The organism is Nostoc sp. CmiVER01, from assembly GCF_034531135.2.
In the GTDB taxonomy this organism is placed as follows: Bacteria; Cyanobacteriota; Cyanobacteriia; order Cyanobacteriales; family Nostocaceae; genus Nostoc.
This window is the reverse complement of record NZ_JAVRBU020000006.1, coordinates 279,411-293,728: the sequence shown is the minus strand read 5'-3', so window position 1 is coordinate 293,728 and position 14,318 is coordinate 279,411. Positions and strand designations below refer to the sequence as shown.

Annotated in this window: 13 protein-coding genes; 2 read left to right on the top strand and 11 right to left on the bottom strand. The window is 40.0% G+C overall.

The features are described 5' to 3' along the window. Window positions 1–408 precede the first annotated feature (408 nt). The 8 genes from RMZ43_RS12050 to RMZ43_RS12015 form a co-directional block, all read right to left on the bottom strand. A complete protein-coding gene (locus RMZ43_RS12050; RefSeq protein WP_322652718.1) occupies window positions 409–1,254 on the bottom strand; it encodes a class I SAM-dependent methyltransferase in 846 nt (281 codons plus the stop codon). A 36-nt stretch (window positions 1,255–1,290) separates the two neighbouring features. Beyond that, complete coding sequence (locus RMZ43_RS12045) at window positions 1,291–2,493, bottom strand: FtsW/RodA/SpoVE family cell cycle protein (RefSeq protein ID WP_322652717.1); 1,203 nt, start codon at window positions 2,491–2,493, stop codon at window positions 1,291–1,293. Between the two features lie 406 nt (window positions 2,494–2,899). After that, complete coding sequence (locus tag RMZ43_RS12040; RefSeq protein WP_322652716.1) at window positions 2,900–4,345, bottom strand: sensor histidine kinase; 1,446 nt, start codon at window positions 4,343–4,345, stop codon at window positions 2,900–2,902. 10 nt (window positions 4,346–4,355) lie between these two features. Further along, the gene (locus tag RMZ43_RS12035; protein WP_322652715.1) at window positions 4,356–4,907 is read right to left on the bottom strand and encodes a heme NO-binding domain-containing protein; all 552 of its coding nucleotides are present in this window, start codon (window positions 4,905–4,907) and stop codon (window positions 4,356–4,358) included. Between the two features lie 668 nt (window positions 4,908–5,575). Then, complete coding sequence (locus RMZ43_RS12030; RefSeq protein WP_109007263.1) at window positions 5,576–5,782, bottom strand: phycobilisome linker polypeptide; 207 nt, start codon at window positions 5,780–5,782, stop codon at window positions 5,576–5,578. 222 nt (window positions 5,783–6,004) lie between these two features. Continuing rightward, on the bottom strand, window positions 6,005–6,493 hold the full coding sequence (apcB, locus tag RMZ43_RS12025; protein WP_229487373.1) for an allophycocyanin subunit beta: 489 nt from the start codon (window positions 6,491–6,493) through the stop codon (window positions 6,005–6,007). 65 nt (window positions 6,494–6,558) lie between these two features. After that, window positions 6,559–7,044, bottom strand: a complete 486-nt coding sequence (apcA, locus tag RMZ43_RS12020) for an allophycocyanin subunit alpha (RefSeq protein ID WP_322646676.1) — start codon at window positions 7,042–7,044, stop codon at window positions 6,559–6,561. A 379-nt stretch (window positions 7,045–7,423) separates the two neighbouring features. After that, a complete protein-coding gene (locus RMZ43_RS12015) occupies window positions 7,424–10,699 on the bottom strand; it encodes a phycobilisome rod-core linker polypeptide (RefSeq protein WP_322646675.1) in 3,276 nt (1,091 codons plus the stop codon). A gap of 532 nt (window positions 10,700–11,231) precedes the next feature. Here RMZ43_RS12015 and RMZ43_RS12010 point away from each other — a divergent pair. Continuing rightward, window positions 11,232–11,762 (top strand): hypothetical protein, encoded by a 531-nt coding sequence (locus RMZ43_RS12010; RefSeq protein WP_322652714.1) that lies wholly within the window; start codon window positions 11,232–11,234, stop codon window positions 11,760–11,762. Between the two features lie 96 nt (window positions 11,763–11,858). On the opposite strand, the gene RMZ43_RS12005 is transcribed toward RMZ43_RS12010, so the two are convergent. Then, on the bottom strand, window positions 11,859–12,644 hold the full coding sequence (locus tag RMZ43_RS12005; RefSeq protein ID WP_322652713.1) for a 2-phosphosulfolactate phosphatase: 786 nt from the start codon (window positions 12,642–12,644) through the stop codon (window positions 11,859–11,861). 196 nt (window positions 12,645–12,840) lie between these two features. On the opposite strand from RMZ43_RS12005, the gene RMZ43_RS12000 reads away from it, so the two are divergent. After that, on the top strand, window positions 12,841–13,050 hold the full coding sequence (locus tag RMZ43_RS12000) for a hypothetical protein (protein WP_322652712.1): 210 nt from the start codon (window positions 12,841–12,843) through the stop codon (window positions 13,048–13,050). 519 nt (window positions 13,051–13,569) lie between these two features. Here RMZ43_RS12000 and RMZ43_RS11995 read toward each other — a convergent pair. Both RMZ43_RS11995 and RMZ43_RS11990 read right to left on the bottom strand, forming a co-directional pair. After that, window positions 13,570–14,013 carry an Imm30 family immunity protein gene (locus RMZ43_RS11995; protein ID WP_322652711.1) on the bottom strand — a complete coding sequence of 148 codons (444 nt, stop codon included), beginning with the start codon at window positions 14,011–14,013 and terminating at the stop codon, window positions 13,570–13,572. Window positions 14,014–14,018: 5 nt separating this feature from the next. Next, window positions 14,019–14,300 carry a hypothetical protein gene (locus RMZ43_RS11990; RefSeq protein WP_322652710.1) on the bottom strand — a complete coding sequence of 94 codons (282 nt, stop codon included), beginning with the start codon at window positions 14,298–14,300 and terminating at the stop codon, window positions 14,019–14,021. Between the last annotated feature and the right edge of the window lie 18 nt (window positions 14,301–14,318).

The following is a 14,318-nucleotide window of genomic DNA, read 5'->3' as shown; positions in this document are numbered from 1 at the left end:
ATCTCATTTTGGTAGGTATATACTTAAGCTTCAAACTGAAGTTGTTGCTTTTTGGATTTTTTAATATATCTGCTTTTTCAGTATTTTTTATGCGAAATTACAGCAAATTTATAGTTGGTGAGGTAAACAACGATTCGTCTGTTACCCCAGGTATAAAGCGTCTTTTACACTTGTACTCTGAATTATGCTATTTTAGTTAAACATTAAAAATTAGCTTCAAAATAAAGTTTAAAAACTCAAATCATTGCCAAAACCATAAAATTTTAGTAGAAAATCTTTGTATTTATATAGCAAGGCTTTCAGAACTTTATAAAGTAATACCACTATAATATATAATAACTAACCGACAAATTTATTACACAACATTTAACCTAATTGCACTTTCTCTGCCGACTATTAATAGCTTCTTTAAGACCCCTTCACTTCTGAGTTAACTTTTTGAGCGATGTGAAAAGCAGAGATATATGAAAGTTGCAGAGTACCTCCAAAATCATTTTCTATACGATGTCTCAATCCCAAAAATAAAGAGTCTTTCTTTTCTGGATCTAATTTTATGTATGGCGAATAAGTGTTCAAAAGTGTTAAATATTCATCAGCAGTGTAGCTTACTTCTGATATCACTTGTCCAGATATCAAGTCTTTGAATTGGCCCGAATCAATGGCCATATTTCCCAATTGTCTCAAGATGTATTCTTGTGTTTTTTGGTCTTCATATCGGTCAAGAGATGGAGTGTGTAGTTGATAGATTTGTGATAAACTTTGATACACTTCATAACTGGGTTGAAGTTCTTTGTTCCACAATAAAATCAGGTAGCCATTTTCTTTTAGGGCATTTGCTGCTTTTGGATATCCAATTTCTGGTGATATCCAATGAAAAGAACTCGCTGCTAAAATGGCATCAAATTCAAATGGCTTGAGTTCCCACTCTTCAAAAGATATGTTTTGAATCTCTACATTAGAATACAGTTGACAATTGTGTTGAGCTAGCCGGAAAAAATCTGGATTGGGTTCTAAGCAGATTATAGAGCAACCCAATTGAGCGATGTCTACCGTTGCAGTTCCAGGGCCACATCCCACTTCCAGAATTTTTGAGTCAGTAGAAAGTTGAGCAAGTTCTACAACTTGGTGAATCAACTCTTGAGGATAGCAGGGTCTTGCCTTATTGTAAGCTTCTGCTGCCGGAGAATACCAATTTTTACGCTGTTCGAGGTCTCTACTAGAGTAGCTGATTATTGTTTGTTTGAGGTCTTTCATAATCTCTTTAATTCCTGTAATACTGCTTTTGCTAGCTTAATTTCTATTTTTATGAAAACTCCGGCGTCTGCGGCCATTTTCCAACAAAGGTTTTTGCAACGGTACTACCTCAGCTTCGCTACTTTCGCGTGCTACTCGAATCAGTAACCCAGCAGCTATTAAGCTAGCAATCATAGAATTACCACCATAACTAAACATGGGTAAAGGTAAGCCAGTAGTAGGTAGAGAACCTGTAGCAACACCAATATGAAGCAATGATTGTCCTACCATCAAAATTGTCACGCCGATCGCTACCAATCGATGTATTGTATTTTTAGCCTTTAGCGCCACGATTAATCCAAGAGTGGCAAATGTAGCTAAAAGTGCTAACAACACCATACTGCCAACAAAGCCAAACTCTTCGGCAAATACCGCAAAAATAAAATCAGTATCCTGAATGGGTAAATAAAACAGCTTTTGTTGAGAAAGCCCAAATCCAGCTCCCCAAGTTTTACCAGAACCCACAGCTAGTAGACTTTGCACCAACTGGTAGCCATCTCCTGTCGCATCCGCCCACGGATTGAGGAATGACATTACCCGCTTACGCTGATATTCTTTAATACTAATACTAAGTACTGCTAACATCACTCCACCAATAGCTGTTCCTCCCAGATACTTGTAAGGTAAGCCAGCTGCTAGAGCAATTAGCCAAATAGTCATACCGCAAAGTGCTGTTGTACTCAAGTTAGGTTGAGCAAGAATTCCTAAAAGTACTAGACCGAAAATACCCAACCAAGCCAAACGAATCCGCCAACTGATTCGTTCCCATTGACCAAAAAGCCGCGCACTTTGCAGCACCAAAAAGGGTTTAATTAATTCTGAGGGTTGAATCGGAATAGGCCCGATCGCAATCCAACGCGCTGCGTCAAAAGCCTTTTTTCCTAATCCTGGAATCAGTGTAATGAAAATTAACGTCAAAAACAGTAATAAAAACCAATGGGATACTCCCAAAATTTTCTGTAATGGCGAATTAACAATAATATTGAATCCGATTAAGGACACTAAGACCCAAAGCAGTTGACGCTTAAAGTAGTACAAGCCATCATGATGATTGCCATCAGCGACAGGATAGGATGCTGAAAATAGCATGATCAAACCGACGAACAGCCAAATCAACGTTAACCAGCGCAACAGCCGCGCTTCTAATGCCCAGTTGGAGACTGAACTATCAAAAATTGGAATCAAGCGGCGTAGATTCACGATCAGTACAGGTAAAAAGTTAGGAATTAGGAGTTAGAAATAAAACTCATAAATCATAACTTATAACTCATAAGCAGGCTTTACAACCATAAATCTTAGATTTTTCAACTTCAATACACCTCTAGTTCAAGATTTTTGACAAATTGCGATCGCTACTATCTCATACTTAGATAGTGTTTTATACTAAAAACATATTGTAAATACTTAATTGAGTATGGCTATAGTTAAGAGCGATCGCTCAAAAGCTCAAAAATTGACTTAAAATATTCTTAGAGAACTCCAAAAAATAAATTATCCAATTTCTGGACTTCACTACGATTTTCCCTCACTTTGCCCCCTCCCCCCTGCCTCTACAGCGATGGTATATTTTTTTGGAAGTCCTTTATAAGGCGGATTATAAGGATAATTATTTAATTAAACTTAATGATTGCACAGAATTAGCTGCTTGTTTGTCTATAGATAGAGGAATTTCAATCCAGAACTCACTTCCTTGTCCAGGTTCTGATATACATCTTAGTGTTCCCCCATGTTTTTCAACTACAATCTGATAGCTAATTGATAAACCCAATCCTGTACCCTTACCTACAGGCTTAGTGGTGAAAAATGGATCAAACAATCGTTCTTTAACTGCTTGTGTCATTCCTGAACCATTATCAGCTATTCGGATTACACAGTTCGTTTCGATGACTTCTGTAGTAATTGTAATTGTATTAGAATGGGCATGAATTTCTGCGATCGCGCGTTTACTTTCATAGTCATCGAGCGCATCGATTGCATTACTGATAATATTCATGAATACTTGATTGAGTTGACCAGGGTAGCAATCTACTAAAGGTAAATTTCCATAGTTTTTCACTACTTTGATAGCAGGATGATCAATACTATTCTTGAAGCGACTCTGTAAAATCAGCAAAGTACTATCCAATCCCTGGTGAATATCAACTCTTTTCTTCTCTGCTTCATCAAGACGAGAGAAATTCCTTAGAGACAAGACAATTCCAGAAATCCGTTCGGCTCCTACTTCCATCGAATTTAGGATTTTGGGCAAATCATTTAGTAAAAAATCTAACTCAATTTCCTTAATGTATTCTTGAATTTCTGATACAGGATTGGCATAAAATTTTTGATAAAGATGCACAAGTTTCAGCAAACACTGCGTATAATCCTTGGCATATTTCAAATTACCGTAAATAAAATTAACAGGGTTGTTAATTTCGTGAGCAATTCCTGCAACTAACTGCCCCAGACTAGACATTTTCTCAACCTGGACTAAGTGGGCTTGAGTTTGTTGTAGGTCACGAAGGGATTTTTCCAATTTTTTGGATTGAGCCTCAGCTTCAGCTAAATCCTCCTTCATTTGTAGCGCACTCTGTAGTTGTTCTTTTTGCTGTTTCAGTTCACTTGTTAACTTTTTGGCATCAGCCAAAGCAGTATTCTGAGCTTGCAGTAGAAACAGAAAATCAACAATTGGGTCGTGGATTGCAAAGTCTTTGAGTTTGATACCCAGAGGAGCGAGGTTAGTTGTATCTGTAATCCAGGGAGAACCTAAAAAAAATATTACCTCCTGCTCTGGTTGATACATCATCTGACCCTTAAGCTGCATCCCATTGTGGATAAACTTTAATATAAACAAAGCGCGGGACTGTTTAGTAATAGTATCAAAATCGACCAAAATTTTTGGACGATTAATCTGGAAATGCTGCTCAATCAATTTACCAACTAGCGGTTCAGGACAAATGCGCCTTAAAACATCACCAGCTTGTACAATTTCCCGATTACGGTTAAAGGCAAAATGGATGGGAAAAGCTTTCGTCAGCAACTCTGGCGAAAGTGTAAGGTGAGGAGGAGCCATGCTACTGCATTCAATTTGGTTTATAAATCACTAAAAATTCATCATGTTCAGCACCCTCATCTCGATTCTGGGTTTGGGTAATATAAACTTCTGTGTCAAACTTGCTTCCTAATCCCTTAACTAGTCCAAAAATCATTGGCGTTAGCCCTTCTCTATCAGAGCGATAATGTAAGCTCAGAGAATTTTCCTCTATATCACTACACTCAAATGATGGAGGTTGGAGTTTAGGAAAGCTAACTCCCACATGAGCATGAAGATTATCAAGGTTTTCTAAAAACTCAGGTAGTGTATCTCCACTCATATCCATCATTTCGCCATAGCCTTCTTGAGCTGTGTACTCAACCCAAAATTCTCCAAAAGCTTGCATAATCTGTGAGGCAGGTAAACTCAGAACGACACTAGCAGCTTTTACCAGCTTGTGGGTGATGTCATCGGGATAGCCTTCCATACTGAGAAAAACATCTTCATCCACCTCTGCTTTGTGCTTAATTTTTTTCCAAGTCTCTTCGCCAAAGCGACTACACACCATATCTTGAATCGCCTTGTTCACTAATCCGTACATGGAAGCCTCTTCTTGCTGCCCTAATTTTGCTTTGTGAATTTGCCCAAGACTCGATAACTAATTCTTAAAAGGGTTATTTAAATAACAAAATTTTCCGTAATCAAATCTTGAAATGTTTTATTACAGTTTAAAAAATGGGGAAAATTATTCATATTTAATTCTACAAATGCTCATTATTACAACCGTATTTTCACTTATTCCTTTTATCGAACAGAATTCAGGAGTTAGGAACCAGAATGGGCTAAAGGACTTCCAAGAAATAAATTATCCAAATAAACGAACCACAGAGACAAGGCAGCGCGGTCTTGGGGGTTTCCCCCATGAGCGACTGCCGCGCAGAGAACACAGAGCAATAAGGAGAAAGTTTTTTCGCCAGTTTTTTGAGTATTTTTTTATTTGGAAGTCCCTAAACCTTAGCTATCCGATAACAGAATGAATTTTGTCCGACACTTCGACTAAGTGCATCGCTGGCAGATAAATAACCGGGTTTAAGATTCAAATTGACTTTGACAAATAGTTTCAGTTTTAAAACAAGCGTATTGCTTTATACTCAGAGTTATCGTCTTGTAGAAATGTTCAACTTTTAACTTTCAGAAATACTAGCCACAAAAAAGAGGTCTTTATTGACCTCTTAGCAATTCTCTAAAATAATGTTTTATCTACAGCAATTAAATCAAGCCAGTATTAGCGCCTTGCTTACCAGTTGCTAGTTCCACCTTGATGATTGTGCCACCTGCTTTTTGAATGCGTTGCTGTTCGCGGAACCAATTTTCATAAGGAACTAGCTTAGTGAAGTAAGTGTTTTGGAGTTCGCGTTGGGTACGAATTCTGGTTTGGCTGGGAACTAGAGCAGTAATTTTAAAAAAACGGGCCATGTTTTGAAAATCTCCTGTAAAATTTGTGAAAACTTTTTTATCTCAAAATATTGAGTGCAAATCTTTTAATCATTCAAAGGCTGGAAATCAAACATCAATACTAGACCATCAACACTCATCAGTGATCATTTACCAAGATAAGCAATATAACGTTCTAGCACTCACGGCTGATTTCCAGACCTTAATAAAGCCGCACCTAAATTCTTAAGCGCAAACTAGTTCTTAGCTTAAGCCAGAAGAGATATAGTCTAAGTAAACACCCATTTCCTTACCAGCATCAGAACCAACCAAACTAGCGGTTACTTCCTTGATTGCTTGGATAGCTTGCACGGTAGCACCAACGGGAACTCCTAAAGAGTTGTAGGTTTCTTTCAAGCCATTTAATACACGCTCATCCAAAATGGAAGGATCACCAGCTAACATAGCATAGGTGGCATAGCGGAGGTAGTAGTCCAAATCACGGATGCAAGCAGCATAGCGGCGGGTGGTATACATGTTACCGCCGGGACGGGTGATGTCAGAGTATAGCAAAGATTTTGCTACAGCTTCTTTAACGATCGCAGCAGCGTTAGCGCTGATGGTGCTAGCAGCACGTACTCGCAGTTCGCCAGTAGAGAAGTAGCCTTTTAGCTTTTGTAAAGCAGAAGAGTCTAGGTATTTACCTTGAACGTCTGCGGAGTTAATTACAGCAGTGATTGCGTCTTGAGCCATGTTGTTAATTCCTTATTTCCAACCGTATTGCAATACTTGTGTTTCGGCAGAGAAACAGCATCACCCTATAGCAGGGCACCAACTAAATAGTCGAAGTAAGTACCAGCTTCAGCAGCATCATCACCAGACAGCAATGTACTAGCTACATTCTTCAGTCCACGGATACCTTCAGCAACACCATCAATAGGAGTTCCCAAGGACTTGTACAGTTCACGCGCACCGATAACACCAATTTCTTCGATGGGGGTAACATCACCAGCAACGATACCGTAGGTAACGAGGCGCAGGTAATAATCTAGGTCACGCAGACAAGTAGCAGTCAATTCTTGACCGTAAGCGTTACCACCAGGAGAAACAACATCAGGGCGCTTTTGGAACAGTTGATCGCCAGCTTGCTTAACCAGGCGTTCACGGTTTTCTGTCAAAACTTGAGCAATCCGCACACGGCGCTCACCAGTAGCAACAAAGGATTTGATCCGATCCAATTCACCAGGGCTGAGGTAGCGAGCTTCTGCATCAGCATTCACGATAGCTTTCGTGACGATACTCATTAATGGATTCCTCCAAATACGAATGAAACCAGGATTTGATTAAACTAGTGCGACTTTAAATTCGGTTCACTGAGTTTGTTTTCTCGTTCTTTTAGATACAACAGTTTAATAACTGTTACGGCTAATAGATTACGAGTTTTCTTGAGTCAACACAAGTAAACAAGCTTTGAAACTCAGTTACCTTCCGCAAAACATTTTCCGGCATTCTGTTGAGCATTTATTGCTGCTCTTAACACTTTGTAATATTTTTTTTCAGAATTTCGGGTTTTAGCTGTAATCTGAGAGCAATATTAAGAAAGGTTACGAAGGGGCAGGGGACTAGGGACTGGGGACAGTAAATTAATCTGTACCCTATTCCCTATTCCCTATTCCCTATTCCCTATTCCCTATTCCCTACTGGAAAGCGGTTGTAAGGTACAACATCTTCACCGAAGTAACGGCTATATTCTGGACTCTCGACTATTGCTTCTACAGCAACCGACAAACCACCATCAGCTAGTAGATTGTGATACTGGCGAATTTCTTCCTGATCTGCGGGTGTACGCCCCAACAGATGGCGGAAAAGGAACTCAACCACCTTTGCATGAGGATAAGGTGATAAGAAGCGCTGGCGATAGATTTCGGAACTAGCTAGTTGACGCACAAACTCTCGGACGGAAATTTCACCATTTTGGAGTTTGCCCTCTAGGTCACTACGGCGGAAATTATCAGGCACTTCACCGCTGAATACATCCAATACTTGACGGTAAATGGCGTTGATTGCCTGTTGTCTTTCGGCTTGGTTTGTGATTTCAGCTATACGGTAAATACGTGCATGTTTACGTACAGCCACTTCCACTGATTGTCCGTTTCCATTGTTGTAGGAACGACCCAGTTCAGCAAATGATATCTGACCATTGGTTTGCGTTGCTATATCTGCGATCGCCTGTGCCAAAAGCGGCGTATCGCTAGCTCCGGTGCGAGCTTCTACTGGCTTAAAGCTCGGTACAACTACGTCATCATTTTGCTTGGTAAGCTGGTTGTACAGCTTTTCTGTATTCGGGAAGTTTGCCGCAGGTAGGGTTGGGAAGCGACGGTAAGGCACCGTATCTTCACCAAATACCTCGTTATATTCCACACTATTTACCAAAGCAGCAATAAAGGCACGAATACCTTGAGTAGCCAAAATCTGGTTATACTTACGGATTTCTGCTTGGTCTAGTGGCGCACGTCCCAAGAAGTGTTTGGTTCCCAACTCAATTACTTTGGTGTTGGGGTAAGGTGTGTAGAACTCCTTCAGGTAGAGGTTAGAATAACCCAAACCTTCAATAAACTCCTTCACACTAATTTCGCGATTACCCAGTTTGCTTTCCCACGCCGTAAATTCATTTTTGGCGATATAGGGTGCAATATCCCGTTCAAAAATCTGGCGATACGCAGCACTAATCAAAGTTTGCACTGCAACTTTGTCATTGGTATTCGCCACCAGTTTGAAGATTTTGCTTTGTTCGCGTTGCTTACTAACGCCTTGATTAATGCGGAACTGAATATCTGGTTCTGACCGATTTTCTGTAACTGTACCCAATGTCACAAAGCTCGGCGTTACTTCCTTCTGAACTTTCGCTGCAACATCTTCACGAATACTACCAACGCGCAATTGTCGCCCTGATACACCACTAGGAGTCAGATACCGTTCGTAAGGAATTGTATCTTCACCAAATGCTTCGGCATATTCTACGCTGTTAATAATGGCATCAACTACCGCGTAAAAGCCCTGTTTAGCAGCGATGTCAAAGTACTTGTTGATTTCTTGACGACCATAAGTAGGACGACCCAACAAGCGGCGGTGAATATATTCGATCGCTTTACAAACATAAAGCGATGACCAGTACAGATTACGGAATACATCCGACTTAGCCAAAGCACGGATAAACTCTCGTACAGAGATGTCGCCGTTTTCCAGCTTGATTTCCAATACCTTGGGGCGCTGACCTTCGTAAAGATCGCGACCGAAAACTTGCAGGTAAGCAGCTTTAATCACTGCTTGCGTCGAACTTTCAGAGAATCTGACGCTAGAACCTTTGTCAGCCTTTCTACCGATAGTACCAGGTAGTTGATCTAACTTGAACACCTTAGGCCCAAGGGTACCAGGAACTTCACCCCGGGCGTTGGGATTGCTATTTTGGTTATTAATCCCTGCCCCTTGGTGAATCAGGATGCGCTTAGTATCCTTGCCAAAAGGAGCCGGACTGGTGCTGGGGTTGCGAGTTTCTTTCGGGAAAATCGCCCCAAATTGAATTTCCAAGGGGTCATTCCCAGAACCATAGGGATGTTGGTCTGGTAGTGGTTGTTCGTAAGCAGCAAATGTGGTGATGAACTGAGGTATCTTGCGGAAAGGCGCACTGTAGTTAAACAGGTCTTGCTGCGGCCCCCAGTTGCGACATTCTTGTGCTTCTTGACCAAGACCCCGGAGGTAGGGTACTGTTTCTTCGCCAAAATAGTCACCGTATTCAGCAGAATCTACTAAGGCATCTACTAAGGCTGCTAGACCACCATTAGAAATAATCGAGAAGTATTTTTGTACTTCTTCGCGGCTACTTGGCCCCCGTCCCAAAATGTGACGGAAAGCTAATTCAATGACTCGGCTGTTAATAAAAGGCTGGTAAAACTGTTTTTGGTAAAGGGGAGATTTAGCTAAACGACGGACAAACTCCTTCATGGAGATGTCGCCATTTTTCACCTTGGATTCTAGATCAGATATTGACAAGCTATAAGCACGGGTAATATCGCGCTCAAAGATTTGCCGATAGGCGGCTTTGACAACCTCATTTTTTTCACTACTTGACAACCCAGGTTTCATCACAAACTTGGGACGCCGTTCTGACGCACTAAAGTAAATTTGCGGCAGTTCCAACCCTTGTTGGTCGCTAGAGGGGCGTTGGCGGAGTTTATTTGAAGGTGTAGCTGCTTTGAATTCTGTTAGCAAAACATCCATGTACTGAGACACAATTTCTGTAGCCTCAGGATCTTTGCGGAAAAAGGAAAGTGATCCGGCTTTGATTTCTTGCAAAGCTACCAGCGTTGCTTCACCAGAGCAGGCATTTTCAATTATTTCCCGTAAACCCCGTGTGTTCACCGCTATGATGTTAGGGTCGCCAGCAACGATCGCATAAGTAGCGTAGCGCAAGAACCAGGATAAATCCCGCAAGCTCTTGGCCATGTTGCTTGGGCCATAGCGAGCAATGTTAATTGGTCTGAAACCCGGAGGTGTCGGGCCACTGGGGGATGAGTTAAATATTGATCGTAAATTTTCTAGGAACCCACCACGACTTTCAACGTAGGTTACAGTTCCCAGTTGCATCCCTTGCTGAACATTAGCACCAGCACTAACAGGTACTATTTCTACTTCTCTGGGCTTTTCTAAAAAAGCCATTGGTGAACCACCGACAAAAATCCGGTTGGCAGCGCGAGATACAATAATCTCGGCATTATCCGTCAGCGTCTGGGAAATTTCTAGACGCTTTGCACCAGATGCAAAATAGCTTGCCAGTTCATCTAATTCACCACTTCCCAAAAAGCGGTCTTGCTGCTCGGCTTGGGTAATTGTCGCTACAGCTAGGGTTTGATATAGTTGCGGACGCGCAACTGAGCTTCCACCACTTGCCTTAACACTCATCGGATTTGTAAAACTCCCATCATAATCATTTATGTGTTAAGTCTGGATCGCTTTGAGGCTTGACACATCGGTGCGTCTGTGCTTTATAAGCTTGAGAGTAGTGCCTGCAAAACTGCCAGTAAATTAACCCGGTTAGCTTTTAGATTAGAACGTTTTGCGTTCTCAAAGCTGGTTTATTAAGAACTGTGTAGAACCGTAGCTTAGATACATCCAGTCTTAAGAGTACATACTCTTGTTTGGCTGAGACAAAATCTAAGTTTTGTAACATAGAGTAAGCATGGTCTACTGATGCCGAAAACCTTTATTTTGATGTTTGTGGCAGTGTCTACCCTACGATTATTACAACTTATACAAAATTTTAGTTGAAAGCAAGTTGCCTACAGCAATGTTGGTGGACAGTAGTCAATAGTCGATGTTAAGTTGTTTTTGCTACTGGCAAATGAATATTCATAACTAACGTCATCCTGTAAAAATTTCTGAAGATTTGGTGGTTTAAGCATTTGCTCTCAGCATTCTTTAACCGTAAAATACGATGTACAAAAGTTATAAATTTAACCGTTTACTTCATGGTACTCTGTCTGCGATCGCAGTTATTTTAGCTGTCACTCCCGTAAATGCGCTTCCAGAGCAAAATATCAGCAGCGTTGTTAAGTGGGCAAAGACCAAACCTCAACTGCCAACTCTGAGATACAACAGCGAAGCCCACGGCTACGAGGGTACAAAGGGAAATTTATACTTTTATGCTGATGTCACTTCTAAAAATGGGACGGTGACTAAAGAAGGCATAACCGTTAGTGGTGATAAACGCCTCAAATTCACCATAAAAAATGCCAATGCAGTGAAATTGTTACAAAATATTTATAATTCTAATATTGCCAATGACTTCCAGAAGTCCCGATATATTACTAAAGTTGGACGTGACCAATTTTATCGTGGACAAAAGTTTGCTTACATCGCTGCTGAGGTACAAGGTGGGTCATCATTGCAGATAATTCCCTTGAATAAATTGCAAGAGTTTATAGATAATGCTAAATATTGCCAAACCAATCAGTGCGACGTTTAACTAAGGATTTATAAGAAATAAACGAACCACAGAGACGCAGAGAACACAGAGAGAGGGAAAATAGAGAAGATTTTTGTGTCAGTGTTGGGATATTTTTTATTTGGAAGTCTCTTCAGTCTGTAGTCTGGAATCTACATAAGCATTATCAGTAAAGAAAGGTACGCAATCGCTAATATTGTAGGCGGCGGACAGTTCAACATCTGACTCAAAACCTTTCTCAATCAACTCTTTACCCGAACTGCATTTTTTCAAGTACCCTAATAAATCCTGCTGGAAAGCTTTAAATGTTGTTACAGCTACTTCGGCTTCTGGTGATAGACTGCCTTGTAAATAACTCAGAATTGCCCCAGCACCAATTAAATCTTCAAATGCAGGGCGGAGGCTACTATCTTCTTTCCACCTTTCACCAGCAGGAATCACAGCGATTTTATCACCATACTTTTGAGCAACCTGTGCTACAGCTTGGCAATTTCGCAAGCAGCCAGCCAAAGTTGGGGTATTCCCTGTATGTAAAGTCAGAAAAGAACCATTAGGTGAAGGTAAAACTAGTCTAGTTCCAGCAGGAATTTCAGCTACCGATTTTGGTGAGAGAGAATATCCAGTTGTAGTCCAACGTTGTCTATGACTTGCTAACTCTGCTTGTACTGACTTGGCATAATCTATAGCTGATTTATCTTTATATGCGTAGGGAAAAATTATCGCGCCGTTGTTGGTGGCAATTTCCACGCAGGTAGAAAAAGAGAGAATGTCAACTATTACAATTACATCACTGATAGGAGCAAGTTGAGCAACTCCTTGTGGCCCCCATTCACAGCGTAAATTAAACTCTGATTGGTTGTAAATCATTGGTGCGATCGCAAAAGACAATATGATAAAAATCAAACCACAAATTAACCAAGCCAGTGATCTTAATTTGTCTCAAGGCTAAATTGACCTAAATGTTATAATTAATATAAAACTTGAAATATCAAAATATTATGAATTTAGCTGTAAAAAGTACCTCTATAACAACTGTACCTAAGTTAACTTATGATGTGCTGATTGAAAATCGGAAGCAATAGAAAAAGTCAGTCAAAGTTTGCAAACTCGATTAGAAACAGCCAAAATTGTGACTTTAGAAATTGAAGTACCCAAAGTAGAAAACCCTTGGATGAAATTTGCGGGAATGTTCAAAGATGATCCGCAATTTGACGAGATGCTAGGATATATAGAAGAATATCGCCGTGAACTTGATGCACCAATGGAGGAATATTATCAGCAACTCGATGTGGAGAATGAAACTAAGTGACTTTATGGATACTTGATACTGATCATATCTCACTTTTTCAACAGAGGCATCCAATTGTCACGCAGCGTATCAATGCAGTCAATTTTGAAGACATTGCGATAACGATAATTACGATTGAAGAACAACTACGTGGGAGATTTAATGTAATTAGAAAGGCTTCCTCGCCTGATAAATTGTTATTAGCTTACGCAAAGCTACAGGCTACTTTAGAATTTTTTCAAAATGTGCGTTGGCAAAGCCCACCGTAGGTATCGCTAGGATTTGACCAGTATGCTATTAATTGTTACGAAGACTTAATTCGTCAAAGAATCCGCATTGTTACTCAAGATTTACGTATTGCGGCAATTACGCTGTCAGCGAATGGGATTTTGGTTACACGCAACCGCAAGGATTTTGAAAAAGTTTCTAATTTGCTTTTAGAAGATTAGACTATATCTTAAAACTTATAACCTAAAAAACTATGTTATCTAGTACTCCTTAGAATTTAATCTGAGTTTGATCACCAAAGTAGTTTAATATTTATTGAGTTATACTGGACAAACTTTCTTTAGTTTTTAGTTTATTTACAATGCTTTCTTCCAAGAGATGATAGAGAAAATGAGGTGTGTTCAAATTAGCTGAATGTAAAAGTTTTTGATAAACTTGGCAAGATAAATCATCATTTAAAATCCTGTTATGAATGATTCTTGTCCATTCAGATGCATCGATCATTAATTGGGGTACAACTTTAATAAAAGACGTAATTTGTTCTTCTGTCTCAAAAGATTCAAGAAAATGAATTAAGCTGAACATCACTTCTGGGTGTTGACATTGATCGTCTAAAACAAGATGATATGCAGATAAATTTTGCTCATCAGGATTATCAGCTATTTCAGCTAAAGTATTTTCAAAGTCGGTAACTTGCTGTTGAGTTTGCATTAAGCGATTTTCTCTTAAAATTGCCAATAGATTGTTTTGATTCATGGGTTTCAACCTACTTTATCAAAAATACCTTGCCAAGTTAGTCTATTCAGGTTAATTAAACTTTGCAAACTTTTCCTGATTTCTCTATTGTATAAACCTTGACGAAGATAAATAGAACGCACATCCCAAACTTCTTGGGCCAATGTTTCCCTCGCTAATAAGCTTAAATTAGGAGATTTACCGTAAGAAATTGTTTGCCGATGACGACCTCCTTTTCCTGGTGATAAATGTTCCATCATAATGGCAATTCCTTTACCTGTAGTATAACCAGGAACTTTGGCTTTCATAAAAGCATCCGCAGGTAT

Bases quoted from the DNA above. Each gene is read 5' to 3' on its own strand.
- RMZ43_RS12050 (WP_322652718.1), bottom strand. From the start codon at position 1,254: ATGAAAGACCTCAAACAAACAATAATCAGCTACTCTAGTAGAGACCTC.
- RMZ43_RS12040 (WP_322652716.1), bottom strand. From the start codon at position 4,345: ATGGCTCCTCCTCACCTTACACTTTCGCCAGAGTTGCTGACGAAAGCT.
- RMZ43_RS12035 (WP_322652715.1), bottom strand. From the start codon at position 4,907: ATGTACGGATTAGTGAACAAGGCGATTCAAGATATGGTGTGTAGTCGC.
- RMZ43_RS12030 (WP_109007263.1), bottom strand. From the start codon at position 5,782: ATGGCCCGTTTTTTTAAAATTACTGCTCTAGTTCCCAGCCAAACCAGA.
- apcB (WP_229487373.1), bottom strand. From the start codon at position 6,493: ATGGCTCAAGACGCAATCACTGCTGTAATTAACTCCGCAGACGTTCAA.
- apcA (WP_322646676.1), bottom strand. From the start codon at position 7,044: ATGAGTATCGTCACGAAAGCTATCGTGAATGCTGATGCAGAAGCTCGC.
- RMZ43_RS12015 (WP_322646675.1), bottom strand. From the start codon at position 10,699: ATGAGTGTTAAGGCAAGTGGTGGAAGCTCAGTTGCGCGTCCGCAACTA.
- RMZ43_RS12010 (WP_322652714.1), top strand. From the start codon at position 11,232: ATGTACAAAAGTTATAAATTTAACCGTTTACTTCATGGTACTCTGTCT.
- RMZ43_RS11995 (WP_322652711.1), bottom strand. From the start codon at position 14,013: ATGAATCAAAACAATCTATTGGCAATTTTAAGAGAAAATCGCTTAATG.
- RMZ43_RS11990 (WP_322652710.1), bottom strand. From the start codon at position 14,300: ATGAAAGCCAAAGTTCCTGGTTATACTACAGGTAAAGGAATTGCCATT.